The sequence below is a fragment of the Enterococcus sp. HMSC078F03 genome, from assembly GCF_001811595.1.
Lineage (GTDB): Bacteria > Bacillota > Bacilli > Lactobacillales > Enterococcaceae > Enterococcus > Enterococcus faecalis.
The window spans coordinates 1-18,561 of the sequence record NZ_KV805579.1; the positions used below are offsets into that span (position 1 = coordinate 1).

Below are 18,561 nucleotides of genomic sequence, written 5' to 3' on the forward strand. Positions count from 1 at the left end.
TGCTTCACAGTGAAACATCGCAACTCTTAGAGCTTTAGCTCTTAGAAGTTGTTGTGATCGAAGCAACGCGTAGTGTTGCTTCGGTTCCCGCCGTTTATCAGGTTTTGAGCCCGGAACAAAAATCCAAAGTGATTTTTGTCACAGGCTCAAAAAAGTCAAAAAGCGGCCAGCCCAAATAGCTTCATGATGTTGGATAATTTGTGCCGCGGTTAAATGTCCATTATTCAAGGTGGAAGTGGTTTTCGGTGTCATCAAACACGTATAGCCTAAACCATGAGCCATCCGAATTGTAGTGTCCACACAAAACTCGGTTTGGACACTAGCGATTTCTAACGTTTGAACGGCTTGTTCCGTCAGTAAATCATTTAAATTTGTTTGGTAAAAGGCATTCGCGTGCGTTTTGCGGATGAAAAAATCTGTGGGCTGTGCATCCAGCTTTTCAAAAAGTTGCCAAGAGTCTGAGTCAAAAGGTAATTCGGTTTCTTCATGTTGAACAAAAATAATGGGCGCATGGTGTTGGCGGTAGACAGCAATACGCTGATTGACCTTTTCCAACACTGCTGGCAGACGGTACAATTGCTGCGACGGACTTTCGATGCCTTTTTGAAAGTCAATTAAAAGTAATGCACGATTTTTCATGAGCAATCCCCACTTTCTATAAACTAGTTGTTTTCAGTCTAACGGAAAAAGGCGCTCTCTAAAAGTGTCTCGAAAATTCCCAAGTGAACGTTCAAAAAAACAGCATATTTACTCGTTTTCCTATATAATAGTAAGAGAAACAGATAGTTTGTAGAAAGAAAGGCGACAAGATGAATTATAGAGAATTAATGCAAAAGAAAAATGTTCGTCCTTACGTATTGATGGCTCGTTTTGGTTTAGAAAAAGAAAACCAACGTAGTACACGAGAAGGGCTTTTAGCGACAACTGATCATCCCATGGTTTTTGGTAACCGTTCTTATCATCCATATATTCAAACAGATTTTAGTGAAACACAATTAGAACTAATCACGCCTGTAGCAAATAGCGGCACAGAAAGGCTTCGTTTTTTAGATGCCATTCACGATGTTGCTCGTCGTTCGATTCCAGAAGATGAAATGTTGTGGCCATTAAGTATGCCGCCACAATTACCAACAAAAGATGAAGAGATTAAAATTGCTAAATTAGATCAATATGATGCGGTGTTATATCGTCGTTATTTGGCAAAAGAGTATGGCAAACGAAAACAAATGGTCAGCGGAATTCATTTTAATTTTGAATATGACCAAGCCCTGATTCAGCAATTATATGATGAACAATCCGAAGTGACAGATTGCAAACAATTTAAAACGAAAGTGTACATGAAAGTTGCCCGTAACTTTTTACGTTATCGTTGGTTAATTACGTATCTTTTTGGGGCTTCGCCAGTTAGTGAAGACGGCTACTTTAGGGTCTACGACGACCAACCGCAAGAACCTATTCGCAGTATTCGGAATAGTACGTATGGCTACAGAAATCATGACAATGTGAAAGTATCGTATGCCTCATTGGAACGCTATTTAGAAGATATTCATCGCATGGTGGAAAATGGTTTACTTTCTGAAGAAAAAGAATTTTATGCGCCTGTGCGCTTACGTGGCGGGAAACAAATGTCTGATCTGCCTAAAACAGGTATTCGCTATATCGAGTTGCGTAATTTAGACTTAAATCCTTTTTCACGTTTAGGCATTGTGGAAGATACCGTGGATTTCTTACATTATTTCATGTTGTATTTATTGTGGACAGATGAAAAAGAAGAAGCGGATGAATGGGTAAAAACTGGCGATATTTTTAATGAACAAGTGGCTCTTGGTCATCCTCATGAAACGATTAAGTTAATTGCAGAAGGCGATCGGATTTTTTCAGAAATGATTGATATGTTAGATGCTCTAGGCATTCGCAAAGGCAAAGAAGTTGTCGGTAAGTATTATCAACAACTGCGGAATCCACAAGACACCGTTTCTGGCAAAATGTGGACGATTATTCAAGAAAACTCCAACAGTGAACTGGGAAATATTTTTGGAAACCAATATCAAAGTATGGCCTTTGAACGCCCTTATCAATTAGCTGGTTTCCGTGAGATGGAATTATCCACACAAATTTTCTTATTTGATGCGATTCAAAAAGGTTTGGAAATCGAAATTTTAGATGAACAAGAGCAATTTTTGAAACTGCAACATGGCGAGCACATTGAATACGTCAAAAATGCCAACATGACTAGCAAAGATAACTACGTGGTACCATTGATTATGGAAAACAAAACCGTGACAAAGAAAATTTTGTCTGCAGCAGGTTTCCATGTGCCTGGCGGTGAAGAATTTTCATCTTTTATTGAGGCACAAGAAGCACATTTGCGCTATGCCAATAAAGCGTTTGTCGTGAAACCAAAATCAACGAATTACGGTTTAGGAATTACCATTTTTAAAGAAGGCGCTTCGTTGGAAGACTTTACGGAAGCGTTACGGATTGCTTTTAAAGAGGACACAGCGGTTTTAATTGAAGAATTTTTACCTGGAACAGAATATCGGTTCTTTGTGTTAGATAATGATGTAAAAGCCATCATGTTGCGCGTGCCAGCCAATGTTACCGGAGATGGCAAACATACTGTAGAAGAATTGGTGGCCGCTAAAAATAGTGATCCATTGCGGGGAACCAATCACCGTGCACCACTAGAATTAATCCAGTTAAATGATTTAGAAAAACTAATGTTGAAAGAACAAGGTTTAACTATCTATTCTGTGCCAGAAAAAGAGCAAATCGTGTACTTGCGAGAAAATTCTAATGTTAGCACGGGCGGGGATTCGATTGATATGACCGATGTCATTGATGATAGTTATAAACAAATCGCCATTGAGGCCGTAGCTGCTTTAGGAGCCAAAATTTGTGGCATTGATTTAATCATTCCTGACAAAGACGTAAAAGGCACACGTGATAGCTTAACGTACGGGATTATCGAAGCAAACTTTAATCCAGCCATGCACATGCATGTGTATCCTTACGCTGGAAAAGGACGCCGTTTAACAATGGACGTTTTAAAACTTTTATACCCAGAAGTGGTTCAATAAAAAAGAATACCGCCAAAAAAGTCATAATAGATTTTTTGGCGGTATTCTTTATAAAAACGTTTTCTTGGTGAACCCAATAGGTTATACTAAAGCTATTACCAATGAAAGTTGTATGACGGTGGCTCTGAGTTAGAGAGGCAGGTGATGCCTATGTGTATCCGATGCACTTTAACGAAAGGAGCATTTTTTTGTCAATCGAAGCGGCATTGGAATTGATGATTAGTTTTGCTCTGAGGCTAAGGCGAAAGCGTTTAGCTCCGAGAAATAAGAAGGAATTTCCGAAAATAGTTCTTCAATTTTTGGAGACCAAGTAGGTATTATTCATCATCGAATCACTACGTTCTTCGTGATTCTCAACAATTTCGGCTTATTTCCGAAGGACCTTCAACTCTTAGAGCTTTAGCTCTTAGAAGTTGTTGAGATCGAAGCAACGCGTAGTGTTGCTTTTGTTCAGCTGATTAGCGTTTGTTGCGTTACTGATTTTCGGTATCCTTGAAGCAACGAAAAACAATAAAAAATAACCGTTCATAAGCTTGACAGGCCGAACGGTTAAATAGTAACAAAAATTTAACTCAGTAAGCCACCAGTTCTTATAACTGGCGCTGGTATAAAGGAGAGGTATGTACCCGCATACCTCTCTTTTTCATCTTTATAATAGCACAATTCTATTATAAATGGAAGCGCTCATAACTTATGTTTAAACAATCCAATGACTCATAACTTTTCTTGAGCTTTTTATGAGTGAAATAGTTTTTGCCAGAAGCCTTTTTTAGCTTTTGGCTCTTCTTTTGGCGTTTCGGTTGCTTGAGGATATTTTTCTGTAACGTCAATCACAGGTTCATCGACTGCATGTTTTTCAGCTAGCAGTAAGCCGAGAGAGTCAGGGTTGTTCTCCACAAAATTGTTAACAATCTTAAAGGTTGCGCCATGCTGATTTAATAATTTAATATAGGTACTTTGCAGGTCAGAAGAGATTTCGCCGTTTAAAAGTACTGTAACTTCAGGATGCTTCGCTAATTCTTCTAATAAATGTTGTTGGTTCTGTGCATCTTTCATTTCAGCGACGGTCATGGAGAGACGGCAGCGTTCACGAAATGTGCCCATGTATTTGTGTTGTTCTTCAGGATTGACGAGGGGCGTACCATACATTCCTTTATCCAGACGTTGTTGTAAGTCATCATTCGCCATTCAGTAACACTCCTTTCCTAACGTTTCCCTCCATTATAGCATATCTTAGATAAGTCGTTGGTCAGTCGGCTTGAGAAGAAGTTTTTAAGAAAGGAAAAAAAGTGGTTGCATTTGTGATGGTTTTCTCATACACTGTAATTAAGAATGAGAATCATTCTCAATTAAATAAAAATGGAGTTTTCTCATGAAAAAGATTGGTTTGTTTGTTCTACTATTACTTTTCAGCTTATTGTCATTAGTGATAGGGGTGAAGGACATTGCACTTTCTCAGTTGTTTCAATTAGATGCGCAGCAACAATTTGTTTTATTTACCACCCGTGTTCCCCGCACGTTGAGTTTAATCATTGCTGGTAGTACGATGAGTATTTCTGGATTGATTATGCAGCAACTCACACAAAATAAATTTGTCGCTCCTAGTGTCGCTGGAACAACCGATAGTGCAAGGTTGGGTATTTTAGTTGCAATGTTATTTTTCCCAACAGCTCCGTTTCTCTATCGAACGGCAATTGCTTTTATTTTTGCGCTAAGCGGGACCTTATTATTCTTAGCGCTCATTCGATTATTACCAAGTAAGAATCAAGTGATGGTCCCTTTGGTGGGCGTGATGTTTGGTAACATTCTAGGCTCAATTGCCACATTTTTTGCCTATCAATACCAATTGGTTCAAAATATGTCTGCTTGGTTACAAGGAAATTTTTCCACAGTTATGAAAGGGAATTATGAATGGTTATTTTTAATGATTCCTTTGTGGTTTGTTATTTATTTATTTGCTTATCATTTCACTGTCGTTGGTATGGGTGAAGCATTTGCAAATAGTCTTGGCGTCCATTACCAGCGAATTCAGTTTTTAGGTTTGACGCTGGTTGCTTTAGCAAGTGCCATCGTTTTATTGATGGTGGGGAATATTCCGTTTTTAGGGGTTGTGATTCCCAATCTCGTGTCTTTACATTATGGCGATCATATGAAAAATACCTTGTGGTTAACTGGGAGTTGTGGGAGTTTGTTCTTGTTAATCTGTGATATTTTAGCACGAGTATTGATTGCCCCTTATGAAATTCCTGTCAGCGTGGTTGTCGGAACATTAGGGAGCATTTTGTTCATTTTATTATTACTAAGGGGGCGCAAACGATGAAACGGCCTTTAAAAAAATGGCTTTCATTACTTTTGCTTTTAGCTGCCGTAGTAATTGTGAGTCTTTGTTATTTAACTTATAACACGTATGGCAATTGGTCCTTTGCTTTGGCGTTACGAGGCAAAAAGTTATTGGCTTTTATTTTTGTCGGAATCGCTGCGGCTTTTTCAACCATTAGTTTTCAAACAGTCACGCAAAATCATTTCCTAACGCCAAACATTTTAGGGATGGATTCCTTGTATGTCTTTGTGCAGACGGTGTTATTTTTTCTTTTAGGAGGCGCACAAGCGTTAGGTCAAGTAAGTCTTGGCTCGTTTTTGATGAACGTCTTTTTAATGGTGTTTTTAAGTACTAGTTTATCGTATTTTCTATTACGCAAAAATCAATCCGATTTATTTTTATTATTGATGATTGGCATGATTTTAGGTACTTTTTTCAGTAGTATCAGTACGTTTTTACAAGTGATTATGGATCCTAACGAATACGACTTACTCCAAGGAAAGTTGTTTGCCAGTTTCGGTAACGTCAATAGTCAGTATCTCGTTTTCGTTGGTGTGGCGGTACTCATGATTTGTGGGATACTTTGGCGGGAAAGTTACCGTTTAGACGTTTTACATTTAGGGAACCATCAAGCCCAGAATTTGGGGATTGCTGTGAATCAGTTTCAATTAGTGTTGTTGTGTTTGATCAGTAGTCTGGTCGGCTTATCAACAGCATTAGTGGGACCGATTACATTTTTAGGTTTTATCGTGGCCAATATGAGTTATCAATTCATGAAAACCTATCGCCACCGAGAACTGTTTGTGGCAGGGAGTTTAATAGCAGTCTTTTTACTGGTGTTTGGTCAATTGATGGTTGAACAGGTCTTTCATTTGAATACCCCGCTCAGTGTGGTGATTCAATTTGTTGGGGGCATTTATTTTATATGGAAAATTATTGCAGAAAGGAAGCAACGCACATGATCCAGATGAGTGATGTATCAAAAAAATATGGCGATAAATTTGTCGTTTCAGACATTGATTTACCTATTTCTGAAGGCAAATTAACGGCCTTTATTGGGCCGAATGGCGCTGGGAAAAGCACGCTGCTAGCCATGATGAGTCGCTTAATTCCCAAAGATACCGGGGAAATTTATCTGGACAAGCAAGAAGTAAAAACCTGGAAGCAATCGGCTTTTTCACAAAAAATTGCCCTTTTAAAACAAGCCAACGGTGTACAACTTAAATTAACTGTGCGAGAACTGGTCAATTTTGGCCGCTTTCCTTATTCCAAAGGTCGCTTAAAAAGCGCTGACCATGAAAAAGTAACAGAAGCACTGGAACAATTGGGCTTAACTGAAATGGCGGAAGAATACATTGATACCCTTTCTGGAGGGCAATTACAACGGGCGTATATTGCCATGATTTTAGCCCAAGATACCGATTATATTTTATTGGATGAGCCCTTAAATAACCTCGACATGAATTATGCGGTTCAAATGATGCAGATTCTTAAACGCTTAGTGGATGAACTAGGAAAAACAATTCTGATTGTTCTACATGATATTAATTTTGCCGCAAGCTATGCAGATGAAATTGTCGCCATGAAAGGCGGAAAGCTCTATGCGCATGGCGCAACAGAGGAAGTTATTCAAACAAGTATTTTAAATGATCTTTATGAAATGAATATCCGGATTTGTGAAATTGAAGGAAAACGCTTTTGTCTTTATCACTAAATCGAGCAATTTAAAAATAACGTTTTTGGAGGAAAAGAATGAAAAAGAAATTTTTAGCAATGATGGCAGTTTCAATGATGGGACTGTTAATGTTAAGTGCTTGTCAAACAAATAAAAAAACAGCAGATTCTGCAACAACAGAAACAGCAGCTAAAACGGAAGTCACAGTCAAAGACACCAATGGTCAATTAACCGTTCCCAAAAATCCTAAGAAAGTCGTTGTTTTTGATAATGGTTCCTTGGATACAATGGATGCACTAGGTGTTGGTGACCGCGTGGTAGGTGCGCCAACCAAAAATATCCCTGCGTATTTGGAAAAATACCAAAAAGTTGAATCAGCAGGCGGCATTAAAGAACCAGATTTAGAAAAAATCAATCAACTAAAACCAGACTTAATTATTATTTCTGGTCGTCAACAAGATTATCAAGAACAATTAAAAGCCATTGCGCCAACCATTTACTTAGCTGTAGATGCCAAAAATCCTTGGGCATCAACGAAACAAAATATTGAAACGTTAGGCACTATTTTTGGTAAAGAAGAGGTAGCTAAAGAAAAAATAACCGGCTTAGAAAAAGAAATTGCTGACGTGAAAAAACAAGCAGAAGCTAGCGCGAATAATGCGCTTGTTGTGTTAGTTAACGAAGGACAACTTTCCGCTTACGGAAAAGGCTCTCGTTTCGGTTTAATTCATGATACATTTGGCTTCAAAGCAGCAGACGATAAGATTGAAGCTTCCACTCATGGGCAAAGTGTTTCTTACGAATATGTTTTAGAAAAAAATCCTGGGATTCTCTTTGTGGTAGATCGCACCAAAGCAATTGGTGGCGACGATTCAAAAGATAACGTCGCTACAAACGAATTGATTCAAAAAACCGATGCTGGTAAAAATGATAAAGTCATTATGCTTCAACCAGATGTTTGGTATCTAAGCGGTGGTGGATTAGAATCAATGCATTTGATGATAGAAGATGTTAAAAAAGGATTAGAGTAACATTGTTTTAGAAAAGAGGGATTGAAACCTCTTTTCTTTTTTTTGATGAAAAACAAAAAAGTTTTAAATTAAAAATGTGGTTGACGGCCTCGAAAATGTTTGCTAAACTATCCGTAAATCAGTATGATTGATGAAACAAATAAAAGAACAAAATGTGATGAGAAGGAAAGTACTTTTTAAAATAGCTTGCAGAGAGCCTCGTTTGGTGAGAAGAGGTAGTGACGTTAAAGGGGAAAATGGCCTTTGAACAGGTTGGTTGAAGCCGTTTGCTTAAACCAATTCAGGTGCGCCTGTTATAGCGCTACAGTATGATTGTACTGGAAACGAGCGGATCTTTTTTAGCGAAGAGATCAACAAAGGTGGTACCGCGATTGCATAAGCATTCGTCCTTTTTAGGACGAATGCTTTTTTTATTTGTTTAAAAAATATGAGGGGGCAACAACATGAAATTGGGGAAAAAAGTAGTAGGTTTGATTGCAACAGGGTTTCTTTTAGCCGCATGTGGCGGAACCAAAGAAGCGGCAGAGAAAGTAGATTCGGGAAATTTAGCAGCTGAACAAAAAATCAGTATTAGTTCACCTGCACCAATCTCAACATTGGATACAACACAAACAACAGATAAAAATACCTTTACAATGGCACAACATTTATTTGAAGGCCTTTATCGGTTTGATGATGATAGTGCCACGGTGCCAGCTCTAGCAAAAGATGTCAAGATTAGTGACGATGGGCGCAAGTACCACTTTACCTTGCGGGAAGGGATTAAGTGGAGCAACGGCGAGCCAATCACGGCCCAAGATTTTGTTTATTCTTGGAAAAAACTGGTGACACCAGCGACGATTGGACCGAATGCCTATTTACTAGACAGTGTTAAAAATAGTTTTGAAATACGCAACGGTGAAAAGTCAGTCGATGAATTAGGGATTTCAGCCCCTAATGACAAAGAATTCATTGTTGAATTAAAACAGGCCCAACCTTCCTTCTTAGCAGTCGTTTCGATTGCTTGGTTAGCGCCACAAAATCAAAAATTTGTCGAAGCGCAAGGTAAAGATTACGCCTTGGATAGTGAACATTTACTTTATAGCGGGCCATTTACGCTAGCCAATTGGGATGCGACTTCAGATACTTGGACATTGAAAAAAAATCCAGAATACTATGATGCGGATCAAGTGAAACTGGAAGAAGTTGCGGTTAGTACAATCAAAGAAGATAATACTGGGATTAACTTATATCAAGCGAATGAACTAGACTTAGTTCGCATTAACGGACAATATGTTCAACAATATCAAGAGGATCCAGGCTATGTCAGTCATCCAGATGTGGCCAACTACTTCTTAGATTTCAACAAAAAAGAAGGAACGCCATTAGCGAATGTTCATTTACGAAAAGCGATTGGCCAAGCAATTGATAAAGAAGCCTTAACACAAAGTGTCTTAAACGATGGGTCAAAACCCCTCAACGGATTGATTCCAAGTAAACTTTATGCGAACCCAGAAACAGATGAAGATTTCCGAGCTTACAGTGGCGAATATTTGAAAAATGACATCAAAAAAGCTCAAGCTGAATGGACGAAAGCCCAGGCGGATGTCGGTAAAAAAGTGAAACTTTCCTTGCTAGCGGCAGATACAGATCAAGGAAAACGAATTGCGGAATATGTTCAAAGTCAGTTACAAGAAAATCTGCCAGGTTTAGAAATTACCATTTCATCGCAACCAAGTAATAATGTGAACCAATCGCGACGTGAAAAAAATTACGAGTTGTCTCTTTCAGGTTGGATTGCCGGCAGTAGTGAATTAGACTCTTACTTTAACTTATATGCAGGAGAATCAAGTTACAATTATGGCAATTATCATAATGCCAAATACGACCAACTGGTAGAAGATGCACGAACGATTAATGCCAATAATCCAGAGAAACAGTTTGCAGAATACAAAGAAGCGGAAGACATCTTGTTGAACCAAGATGCTGCCCAAGTACCGCTGTATCAAAGTGCCTCAAATTATCTAATCAATCCTAAATTGAAAGGCATTAGTTATCACTTGTATGGGGATTATTTCCACTTGCGCAATGCTTATTTAACAGAATGATTCAGGAAGAAGGAGTAAAAAATGGAAAAATTAGTCGAACGATTTTTAACTTACGTGAAAGTTAACACCCGTTCAGATGCCAACAGTCAAACCACACCGACGACGGTCGGGCAAGTGGTTTTAGCAAGAATGATTGAAACAGAACTGCATGAATTAGGTTTGGCCGATGTGCATTATAACGAACAAAACGGTTTTTTAACGGCAAGGTTGCCTGGTAACCAACCTGCAGCGAAGAGCATCGGCTTGATTGCACATCTGGATACGGCGGATTTTTCAGCAGAAAACATCCGTCCACAAGTCATCACTAATTATGATGGCCAAGATGTCCTCTTGAATCAAGAACAAGGCATCGTTTTATCGGTTGCTGAATTTCCCAATTTAAAAGAGTATCAAGGGGAAACGTTGATTACTACAGACGGAACCACACTTTTAGGAGCAGATGACAAAGCGGGAATTGTCGAGATTTTAGCTGCTGTTGAGTATTTTTTGGCACATCCAGAAGTAGCGCGGGGGGATGTTTGGCTCGCTTTCGGTCCAGATGAAGAGATTGGACGCGGGGCCGATCAATTTGATGCGCCGAACTTCCCAGTCGCTTTTGCGTATACAATCGACAGTGGCCGCGTGGGGCATTTCGAGTATGAAACGTTTAACGCTGCTCAAGCTGTGATAACAATTGAGGGAACCAGTGTCCATCCGGGAACGGCCTATGGTTCGTTAGTAAATGCCATTAAATTAGGCGAACAACTTGATCAATCACTGCCGCAAAAGGAAGTGCCAGAACAAACACGTGGAAATGAAGGATTTTATTTACTCAATAAATTTACAGGAAGTATTGAAAAAGCAGAACTTGTCTATATCATTCGGGATCATGATCGAGAAAACTTTCAAGCGAGAAAGCAATTTTTGGAAAAACAAGTTCAACGTTTAAATGCGCTGGCGGATAAACCCAGACTAACAATTACTTTCCAAGACCAATATTATAATATGAAGGAAATCATCGAAAAAGATTGGACCCCTGTGGAATTAGCCGTCCAAGCAATGGAAAGTTGTGACATTGAACCAATTATCACACCTTTTCGTGGCGGGACAGATGGTTCTAAGATTTCTTTCATGGGCATTCCCACGCCTAATCTATTTACAGGAGGCGAAAATTTTCACGGGCAATATGAATTTATTACCGTTGAATCAATGGCCAAAGCTGTTCAAACAATCATTGCCATCATTCGCCTAAACGCTAATTAAAGAAACACGCAAGGAAAATGCCGACTTTCCTTGCGTGTTTCGCTGTTTTTCGGTAAAGTATTTAGAAAAGTAGGGAGTTTTGCTCATGAATTATCCATTGATTTTTGCAGAAAACCAACAATTGGAAACGGAACGATTGCATTTACGACCAGTGACATTAGCAGATACAGATGATTTATTTGAATATGCTTCAGATGAAGAAACGACGCGTTTTGTGTTTCCTAAAAATGAAACCAAAGAAGAAACAAGAGCCAGTATTGCGAAATATTTTATGGGGGAACCTTTAGGAAAATATGGGATTGAAGTGAAAGAAACGGGCAAAATGATTGGCACGATTGATTTGCGGGTCAATGAAACCAATAATATTGGAGAATTAGGCTATGTCTTGAACCGTGCCTTTTGGGGCAATGGCTACATGCCTGAAGCCGCGACGGCGTTAATTGAACTGGGTTTTGCAAAAATGAAACTCATGAGAATCTTTGCTTTACATGATCAAGACAATCCAGCTTCTGGTCGTGTCATGGAGAAAATTGGTTTTACCTACGAAGGAACACTACCCAATGCCCGAATTAGTAAAGGGAAAATTGTCACAGATGTTTATCGTGGGATGACACTGGAAACATGGCAAAACCGACAAAAATAGAAGCGGAAGACAAGTTGAGAGAGGAATTAGAGAAATGTTGATGTTTACAGAAAAAGAATTCGCAGCCTTTGAAGTTGCTGGATTAGATGAACGAATGGCGGTTATCCGTGCGCAAATTCAACCGATTTTTCAAGAATTAGACACGTATTTTGCCGAACAACTAGCGCCTGAACTAGGAACGGAGTTGTTTGTCCATATTGCGCAACATCGCCGTCGCACCGTATATCCACCAGAAAATACTTGGTCCGCACTTAGTCCGAATAAGCGCGGGTATAAAATGCAGCCGCATTTTCAATTAGGCATTTGGGGCGACTATGTGTTTATGTGGTTGTCATTCATTGATAATCCTAAAAATGAAAAGCAGATTGCGCAAGCCTTTTTAGAGAATCAGCCATTATTCCAAGCTTTACCAGAAGATACGTATGTTTCCTTGGATCATACGGTTCCTCAAATTACTCCGCTGCCAGACACGGATTTAGAAAAAGCCTTAACTCGTTTTAGAGATGTAAAAAAAGGGGAATTTGAAATCGGGCGCATCATTCCCAAAGATAGTGCTTTATGGCAAAGCCCTGAAAAAGCACGCGCTTATATGTTGGCAACCTACCAACAACTCCTGCCATTGTACCAATTGGCTGTTGCCCAATAAGAGAAACAGACAGTTATTTTGTGTTTTAGTGTTATTTTATTTAATTGTTCAAGCGTCAAAAATGAGAAAAGCTCACAATGTTAGTGTTCAACACTAACATTGTGAGCTTTTCTAAAGTTTTACTAGTAAAACTTTAAGAAATTAAAGGCGTTTTCTAAAGAATGGACGTGTTTTGACAATCATTTTCAAAGGATATCTTTAAATAACGAAGCGGGAAAGGCTTGCTATATAAGAGACTTGTGAAAAATAGGATTGTCAAATGGAAAATAATGGTGTTTTGAAAAGCTGTTTCTTTGTTATCATGGAGGTATAAAAAAAGGTTCTTTGAGCATGAGGAAATAAAAGCTCAAAGTGATTGTTGATTTAAAGGAGGTTTTTAAATGAAAAAAAAGCGTTATTTAGTACTTGCGTGCCTACTATTTTCCCCTAGTTTTTTTATAAATGCTGAAGCGTCTGAACGTGGTTCTAGTTCGGTGGGGATTGAATTTTACAAAAAAGCACCCCCGAAAGTAGCTCCGAAAGAAAAGCCCTCACCGAAAACAGACGCGTCAAGTCCTAAGGGGCAAGTATCGGGACAGACGAGAACTAATCAAGCAGGTGTGGCAGGCGGTCAAAGTACCCCTACCACTGGCGACAAACAACTACCGCGTACAGGAAGCAAGAGTCAGGCCAATCTTAGCATACTTGGCTTCGTCGTACTTGGCCTTGTAGCAATAGTACATAGAAAGAGGGGACGACATGAAGCAAAATAAATGGCAACGTCTTGCAGCTATTGGCTTATGTAGTTCTTTGCTAGTGAATGCCTTTTCGGGCGTGACGGCAGTTGCGGAAACCGTGATGATTGAAAGTAGTCCGACCGCCGAAAGTAGTGTGAAAGAAGAAACACAAGCAAGTAGTGAAACGCAAACAACCAGTGAAGCAACGACTGAAACAAGTCAAGAAGAAGTAACACAGGAAACAGAGAAACAAGCAGAAGTGGCAGTAGAAAAGAAGGAAGACATGCCAGTGAAAGAGGAGCAGGAAGAAGCAGAAGCTCAGCCAACCGTTCGTTCGGAACGAGCGGTTGGGGTAAAAGAAGCTGGCAAAGTATCAGAACTTTCTACATGGTTCGAATCAGAGTCAAAGTCTTTTCCGGCACAAGATCAAAGCTATACAGTACCAGAGTATCGCTTTAGTATCAATATTGCTTCGGAAGATAAGACGACTTTAAATATGGAAGATTTTCAATTAACTTCTGAGATGGGATTAGATAGATGGAGGCAATCTATGCAAACAAGTCCTTTCACTACTAATTTCCAAACAATACCAGTGCCAAATGTACCGACAACTACAGGGCTGGATATATTAATACCTAGTCAAACTATAGACGTCAATTATCTTCATTATTGGGCAGATATGTCCGCATATTATTTGAAGGATCCTATTCTGACAGTTCCCCAATATATTGACACTATTGAAGTAGCAAATTCAGGAATATATAACAGGTATTGGCCATTTAGTATAGCAGGGTTCCCATATGATATTAAATTAGTTAAAACAAATAATAGCTATACCCTTCAGCAACCACAGTATCAAGTATGGGGTAACTACTATTCAGCAGGGTTTGCAGCGGAATTAAGGACAACTTATCAAGGAAAGCAAACTGGGTTACAATATCTTGCTGTGCAACAAGATATTGACTTAACAACTACTTATAAAAAAGTCACCGAAAACTTCGTTGATGCCACGGGCGCTAAAATCACACCGCCAACTGGTTTCACGCAAGGGCAACAAACAAGCATTACGAGTAATGACTTCACATACACCAGTGCCAAAGCCTTGCCAGACATGTACACAGCAGGCGGCAAAGCCTACAAGTTCAAAGGCTGGTACAAAGGTACTGACAAAACAGCCCTGAAAACCACGAAAACACCAAGTTATGCTGTCACTTACGATGACCAAGACGACATGACAGCGGTCTATGAGGATTTAGGTGAGGCGACAACTTTACCAGCACAAACGTTTAAATTTAGTTTTGTTGACGAGCAAGGAAATTTAGTCAATCCAAGTGGAATTTCTTTAAAAGGGAAAATTCAAGAATACGTAACAGATGAAACACCAAAAATTATTGGGGAAATTACTGGTAAAGATAATGGCATGGTAAAAGAATATACGATTCCTGAGAAAGTATTCTATGGCGTGACTGATACGCGTTTCAGTTTTTATGGAGCAAAAACCTCAGTGTTTACGATTCCAAAGTACTATAAATCGTTAGCGAAAAGCCCAGGGACGTATTATTCTAAAACGGCCAAAGTTTATCCGGTGGCTAGTATTCGCAGAAAGAATTTTATCACCAATGTTTTAGATCCTGAGGCCTCTAATGATTTGACCTATCAAGATTTATTCGCTTTGACAGACCCTACTCAGTTCTTACTGGCGGAAGCACGATATAATGTTAGCCCAACGAATACAAGATTTACCGCTTTAGGGATGGCATATAGGTCATCTACGAGTGGCTTTGTGGTTATTTCTAATGATGATGATCCAACCTATTATTATCTAGAAAACCGCCGTGTTACCGAAAACTTTGTAGATGCCACGGGCGCTAAAATCACGCCACCAACAGGCTTCACTCAAGGAAAACAAACAGTGATTGATAGTGATAACTTCACATACACCAGTGCCAAAGCCTTGCCAGCCTCCTACACAGTAGGGGACAAAAACTATAAGTTTAAAGGCTGGTACAAAGGCACGGACCAAACAGCGCTGAAAACCACGAAAACACCAAGTTACGCCGTCACTTACGATGACAAAGACGACATGACAGCGATCTATGAAGAAGTGCAAGAAACCACTGTTCACCCTGGCTTCTACGCGGAGTTTGTCGATGAACAAGGCAAAGCGTTCACGAACCCTCTTACGCTTTCTGGAAACTATACAGAATTTCTTAGAAAAAACGCTACTAGTCCCTTTGAAGCGACGGGTTCACTTTACCCAATGGCGGGAAGTAAAGAGGCAACCGTTGCTAATCGCTATAAAGTAGAAACAAAGCAAAACGTCTTGATTCCTAATAATTATGAGCTTTTACCTGATCCAGCAACAGGTGTTTTAAATAGAGGATTTGCGTTGAATAACTTTGGTATTACGAATGAATTGAAGTACGTTGACAAAGTGGAAGCAACAACGAAAACCATTACGTTGTACGACTATGATACGATTAGTGACATTGGCACCAACCTTCTGTCAGATGCAGCAACGACTAGTTTAAATAGCTTTGAAACAACGCTTAACAAGGAAACGAACAATACTTTTTCTGTTAAGGCCAAGTGGGGCCAATCAGGATTATCAAGAGATATCCTACCTAATCTGTTATTTTTAACCAGTGCAAATTCCAAACCAAGACTATTTGGTTTTGATGGAACTAGTGACTACAAGCAAACGATAAACTATAAAATTACACGAAAACAAGTCACTGAAAATTTTGTCGATGCAACGGGGGCCAAAATTACACCACCAACAGGTTTTACGCAAGGTAAACAAATACCAATGACAAGCAATAGCTTCACCTACACGAGTGCCAATGCCTTGCCAGATACGTATACCGCAGGAGACAAATCTTATAAGTTCAAAGGTTGGTACAAAGGTATTGATAAAACTGCGTTGGAAACCACGAAAACGCCAAGTTATGCCGTGACTTACGATGACAAGGATGACATGACAGCAGTCTATGAGGAAGTCCAACCAACGGCAGAAATGACTGTTAGTCGGTTACTAGAAGTGATTCCCAACGGATCTTCTATGGTTTGGACAGTTAGACTAAAAAACACCAGTGAAGTTCCGTTGACCAATATTAAACTAGCACCAACGGCCAAATGGGCGGCAGGTATTTCGGCGCCGACTCAATTAGCTGTTCGCATTGGTAGTACATCAAAAATTATCCCAGTGACGGCAGAACAATGGCGCACAGGAGTTAACTTGGGTGTGGAAATTCCGGTGAATGGTGAAGCTTTAGTGACAGTGAACACAGCGAAAATCACTGGAGAACCAAGGCAACTTTTAACCGCAGAAATGACAGCTAGCGGGAACTTTTCTGCAGTGACAGCTAGTAACTTTGTGCGTATTCAAGGCGAAGATCAAACGATTACGCCTGCGCCAGTAGAAGAAGGTTTCATTAGTACACCAACGTTTGATTTTGGGAAAATTACGATTAGCAGTAGTGCCAAACAGTACGGTCTGAAAAAAGCAGCCGATTATTATGGGAATGGTACGCGTAATCCATACTTGCGGATCAAGAAAAGCCAACCCAATTGGCAGTTGACAGCACAATTATCACAGCTCAAAGCATCTACCGATAGTTTGCCAACAAGTACGCGCTTATTATTAGGCAATGCGGATGTTGCAGCAATCGAAAACTATAACCAAGTCACAGAATCAACGAATAAAGTGGGGGTTACGAAAGCCTTAACTTTGACGAGTGACGGTACATCTACACCAGTAATTCTTAATAACCAATTTACAGGTAATGATGTCTACCAATTAGATTTTGATTTTGCTAGCGTGAAATTAGACGTCCCAGCCAATCAAGGAAAAATAAATGAGAAATATCAAGGGACGGTGACGTGGAACTTAGTCACTGGACCTTAAAAAAATAATAAACCACCCTCAAAAAGTCTAACTTTTTGAGGGTGGTTTATTATTTTTATGGAAAGCCAATTTTATCTAATGGATAATAACGAAAAGTCAAAACACCTTCCACGCTCTCTTGTTTTACAAAGCCAAAGTAACGACTGTCATCTGAGCGCGGGCGATTATCGCCTAAGACAAAATACATGCCTTCTGGAACGGTCAGGGATTGGGTGGCTTCTAAGGTCTCTAAGGTAAAATCTTGGGTATAATTTTCATTTTTAGAGACATTTCGTTTAGCACTTGCTAAGTAATCTTCACTGAGTGATACACCATTAATATAAAGGGTATCATCACGATACTCGACTGTTTCGCCAGGTAAACCAATTAAACGTTTGGCTACTCGTTGGCCGTTGCGAGGACTAGGAAAAGCGATAATATCAAAGCGTTGTGGCTTTTTAATCGAAGTCACCCATAAACGGTCGTTGTTATGAAGTGTTGGTTCCATTGAAGAGCCATTCACCGCAGCAGGGGAGAACACATAGTGTCGAATCAGCAAGACAGCGCCGACTAACAAAACCAACTGAACCAATCGTTTTAATAATGAGGACATGGACTTCACTCCTTTGTCCTTTTAGTGTACTACAGACAAGGAAAAGAAAAAAGTTTTCCCCTTAAGAAAGGTGTGCTAAAAAACGTTTCATAAAGCGTTGGCGAATTAAAATACCAACATAAGCAGCTGCGACAGCCTTGATGATACCAGGAATAATAAACGGAGCAAACCCGCCAGCGAAAGCATTTGGCCACGGCAGATTTGCGGAATATTTCAACCAAATCATACCGAAAACTAAGGTAACTAAGGCGCCAGCAATATTTGCGATAATGGCCCAAGTATAGTTAAAGGTTGTTTTTTCTAAAATATAACCAGTTAATAAGCCGTTAAAGATAAAGCCGATTAAATAGCCGCCAGTTGGTCCAAAGAGTACACCGAACCCGCTAGACATCCCAGCGTAAACGGGTAGACCAATTAATCCTAATAAGAAGTAAATTAAAATAGCGTAGGTCCCCGTTCTCTTGCCCAAAACGGTAGCGGTTAAGCCGATGGCAAATGTTTGTCCAGTTAAGGGGACAATCCCCAATGGAATTGTAAATTGTGAAAGTACAGCAATAATCACAGCGAATTCTGCTGCTAAAATTAAGGAGCGTAACGATGCTTTATTCATAAGAAGCCTCAC

Annotated in this window: 15 protein-coding genes and 1 other annotated feature; of the genes, 11 read left to right on the forward strand and 4 right to left on the reverse strand. The window is 39.6% G+C overall.

Annotation, left to right across the window (positions count from 1 at the left end):
* Positions 1-138: 138 nt before the first annotated feature.
* Positions 139-639, reverse strand: coding sequence for a cysteine hydrolase family protein (locus tag HMPREF2810_RS10375; protein WP_048942145.1), 501 nt, complete (start codon positions 637-639; stop codon positions 139-141).
* Between the two features lie 170 nt (positions 640-809).
* Between HMPREF2810_RS10375 and gshAB the strand changes: the two genes are divergently transcribed.
* Positions 810-3,080, forward strand: coding sequence for a bifunctional glutamate--cysteine ligase/glutathione synthetase (gene gshAB, locus HMPREF2810_RS10380; protein WP_070635606.1), 2,271 nt, complete (start codon positions 810-812; stop codon positions 3,078-3,080).
* A 735-nt stretch (positions 3,081-3,815) separates the two neighbouring features.
* Here gshAB and HMPREF2810_RS10385 read toward each other — a convergent pair.
* Entirely contained in the window at positions 3,816-4,268 is a 453-nt protein-coding gene (locus HMPREF2810_RS10385; protein WP_002383256.1) for a YueI family protein, read from the reverse strand.
* A 184-nt stretch (positions 4,269-4,452) separates the two neighbouring features.
* Between HMPREF2810_RS10385 and HMPREF2810_RS10390 the strand changes: the two genes are divergently transcribed.
* The 10 genes from HMPREF2810_RS10390 (at position 4,453) to HMPREF2810_RS10435 (ending at position 17,347) form a co-directional block, all read left to right on the forward strand.
* A complete protein-coding gene (locus HMPREF2810_RS10390) occupies positions 4,453-5,400 on the forward strand; it encodes an iron chelate ABC transporter permease FitA (RefSeq protein ID WP_002383257.1) in 948 nt (315 codons plus the stop codon).
* Positions 5,397-6,362: an iron chelate uptake ABC transporter family permease subunit FitB gene (locus HMPREF2810_RS10395; RefSeq protein ID WP_002383258.1), complete on the forward strand. Its 966-nt coding sequence runs from the start codon at positions 5,397-5,399 to the stop codon at positions 6,360-6,362. The genes HMPREF2810_RS10390 and HMPREF2810_RS10395 overlap by 4 nt, the downstream gene beginning before the upstream one ends.
* Positions 6,359-7,114, forward strand: a complete 756-nt coding sequence (locus tag HMPREF2810_RS10400) for an iron chelate ABC transporter ATP-binding protein FitD (protein WP_002354962.1) — start codon at positions 6,359-6,361, stop codon at positions 7,112-7,114. Before HMPREF2810_RS10395 ends, HMPREF2810_RS10400 begins: the two co-directional genes overlap by 4 nt.
* Before the next feature lie 38 nt (positions 7,115-7,152).
* Positions 7,153-8,106, forward strand: coding sequence for an iron chelate ABC transporter substrate-binding protein FitD (locus HMPREF2810_RS10405; protein ID WP_002383259.1), 954 nt, complete (start codon positions 7,153-7,155; stop codon positions 8,104-8,106).
* 148 nt (positions 8,107-8,254) lie between these two features.
* Positions 8,255-8,500 (forward strand) — a binding site (T-box leader).
* Positions 8,501-8,549: 49 nt separating this feature from the next.
* Entirely contained in the window at positions 8,550-10,193 is a 1,644-nt protein-coding gene (locus tag HMPREF2810_RS10410) for a peptide ABC transporter substrate-binding protein (RefSeq protein WP_002383260.1), read from the forward strand.
* Positions 10,194-10,214: 21 nt separating this feature from the next.
* The gene (gene pepT / locus HMPREF2810_RS10415) at positions 10,215-11,435 is read left to right on the forward strand and encodes a peptidase T (RefSeq protein WP_002383261.1); all 1,221 of its coding nucleotides are present in this window, start codon (positions 10,215-10,217) and stop codon (positions 11,433-11,435) included.
* An 85-nt stretch (positions 11,436-11,520) separates the two neighbouring features.
* Positions 11,521-12,078, forward strand: coding sequence for a GNAT family N-acetyltransferase (locus tag HMPREF2810_RS10420; protein ID WP_002383262.1), 558 nt, complete (start codon positions 11,521-11,523; stop codon positions 12,076-12,078).
* Positions 12,079-12,112: 34 nt separating this feature from the next.
* Positions 12,113-12,724 (forward strand): YktB family protein, encoded by a 612-nt coding sequence (locus HMPREF2810_RS10425; RefSeq protein ID WP_002416537.1) that lies wholly within the window; start codon positions 12,113-12,115, stop codon positions 12,722-12,724.
* Between the two features lie 380 nt (positions 12,725-13,104).
* Entirely contained in the window at positions 13,105-13,476 is a 372-nt protein-coding gene (locus HMPREF2810_RS10430; protein ID WP_010715464.1) for an LPXTG cell wall anchor domain-containing protein, read from the forward strand.
* Entirely contained in the window at positions 13,463-17,347 is a 3,885-nt protein-coding gene (locus tag HMPREF2810_RS10435; RefSeq protein WP_002416291.1) for a WxL domain-containing protein, read from the forward strand. Before HMPREF2810_RS10430 ends, HMPREF2810_RS10435 begins: the two co-directional genes overlap by 14 nt.
* Positions 17,348-17,402: 55 nt before the next feature.
* Here HMPREF2810_RS10435 and lepB read toward each other — a convergent pair whose 3' ends face one another.
* Together lepB and HMPREF2810_RS10445 are read right to left on the reverse strand one after the other, a co-directional pair.
* Positions 17,403-17,939: a signal peptidase I gene (gene lepB / locus HMPREF2810_RS10440; RefSeq protein ID WP_002383266.1), complete on the reverse strand. Its 537-nt coding sequence runs from the start codon at positions 17,937-17,939 to the stop codon at positions 17,403-17,405.
* 61 nt (positions 17,940-18,000) lie between these two features.
* Positions 18,001-18,549, reverse strand: coding sequence for a biotin transporter BioY (locus HMPREF2810_RS10445; protein WP_002354975.1), 549 nt, complete (start codon positions 18,547-18,549; stop codon positions 18,001-18,003).
* Positions 18,550-18,561: the final 12 nt, after the last annotated feature.

Coding starts and splice junctions, on each gene's coding strand:
- HMPREF2810_RS10375 (WP_048942145.1), bottom strand. CDS start 639: ATGAAAAATCGTGCATTACTTTTAATTGACTTTCAAAAAGGCATCGAA.
- gshAB (WP_070635606.1), top strand. CDS start 810: ATGAATTATAGAGAATTAATGCAAAAGAAAAATGTTCGTCCTTACGTA.
- HMPREF2810_RS10385 (WP_002383256.1), bottom strand. CDS start 4,268: ATGGCGAATGATGACTTACAACAACGTCTGGATAAAGGAATGTATGGT.
- HMPREF2810_RS10390 (WP_002383257.1), top strand. CDS start 4,453: ATGAAAAAGATTGGTTTGTTTGTTCTACTATTACTTTTCAGCTTATTG.
- HMPREF2810_RS10395 (WP_002383258.1), top strand. CDS start 5,397: ATGAAACGGCCTTTAAAAAAATGGCTTTCATTACTTTTGCTTTTAGCT.
- HMPREF2810_RS10400 (WP_002354962.1), top strand. CDS start 6,359: ATGATCCAGATGAGTGATGTATCAAAAAAATATGGCGATAAATTTGTC.
- HMPREF2810_RS10405 (WP_002383259.1), top strand. CDS start 7,153: ATGAAAAAGAAATTTTTAGCAATGATGGCAGTTTCAATGATGGGACTG.
- HMPREF2810_RS10410 (WP_002383260.1), top strand. CDS start 8,550: ATGAAATTGGGGAAAAAAGTAGTAGGTTTGATTGCAACAGGGTTTCTT.
- pepT (WP_002383261.1), top strand. CDS start 10,215: ATGGAAAAATTAGTCGAACGATTTTTAACTTACGTGAAAGTTAACACC.
- HMPREF2810_RS10420 (WP_002383262.1), top strand. CDS start 11,521: ATGAATTATCCATTGATTTTTGCAGAAAACCAACAATTGGAAACGGAA.
- HMPREF2810_RS10425 (WP_002416537.1), top strand. CDS start 12,113: ATGTTGATGTTTACAGAAAAAGAATTCGCAGCCTTTGAAGTTGCTGGA.
- HMPREF2810_RS10430 (WP_010715464.1), top strand. CDS start 13,105: ATGAAAAAAAAGCGTTATTTAGTACTTGCGTGCCTACTATTTTCCCCT.
- HMPREF2810_RS10435 (WP_002416291.1), top strand. CDS start 13,463: ATGAAGCAAAATAAATGGCAACGTCTTGCAGCTATTGGCTTATGTAGT.
- lepB (WP_002383266.1), bottom strand. CDS start 17,939: ATGTCCTCATTATTAAAACGATTGGTTCAGTTGGTTTTGTTAGTCGGC.
- HMPREF2810_RS10445 (WP_002354975.1), bottom strand. CDS start 18,549: ATGAATAAAGCATCGTTACGCTCCTTAATTTTAGCAGCAGAATTCGCT.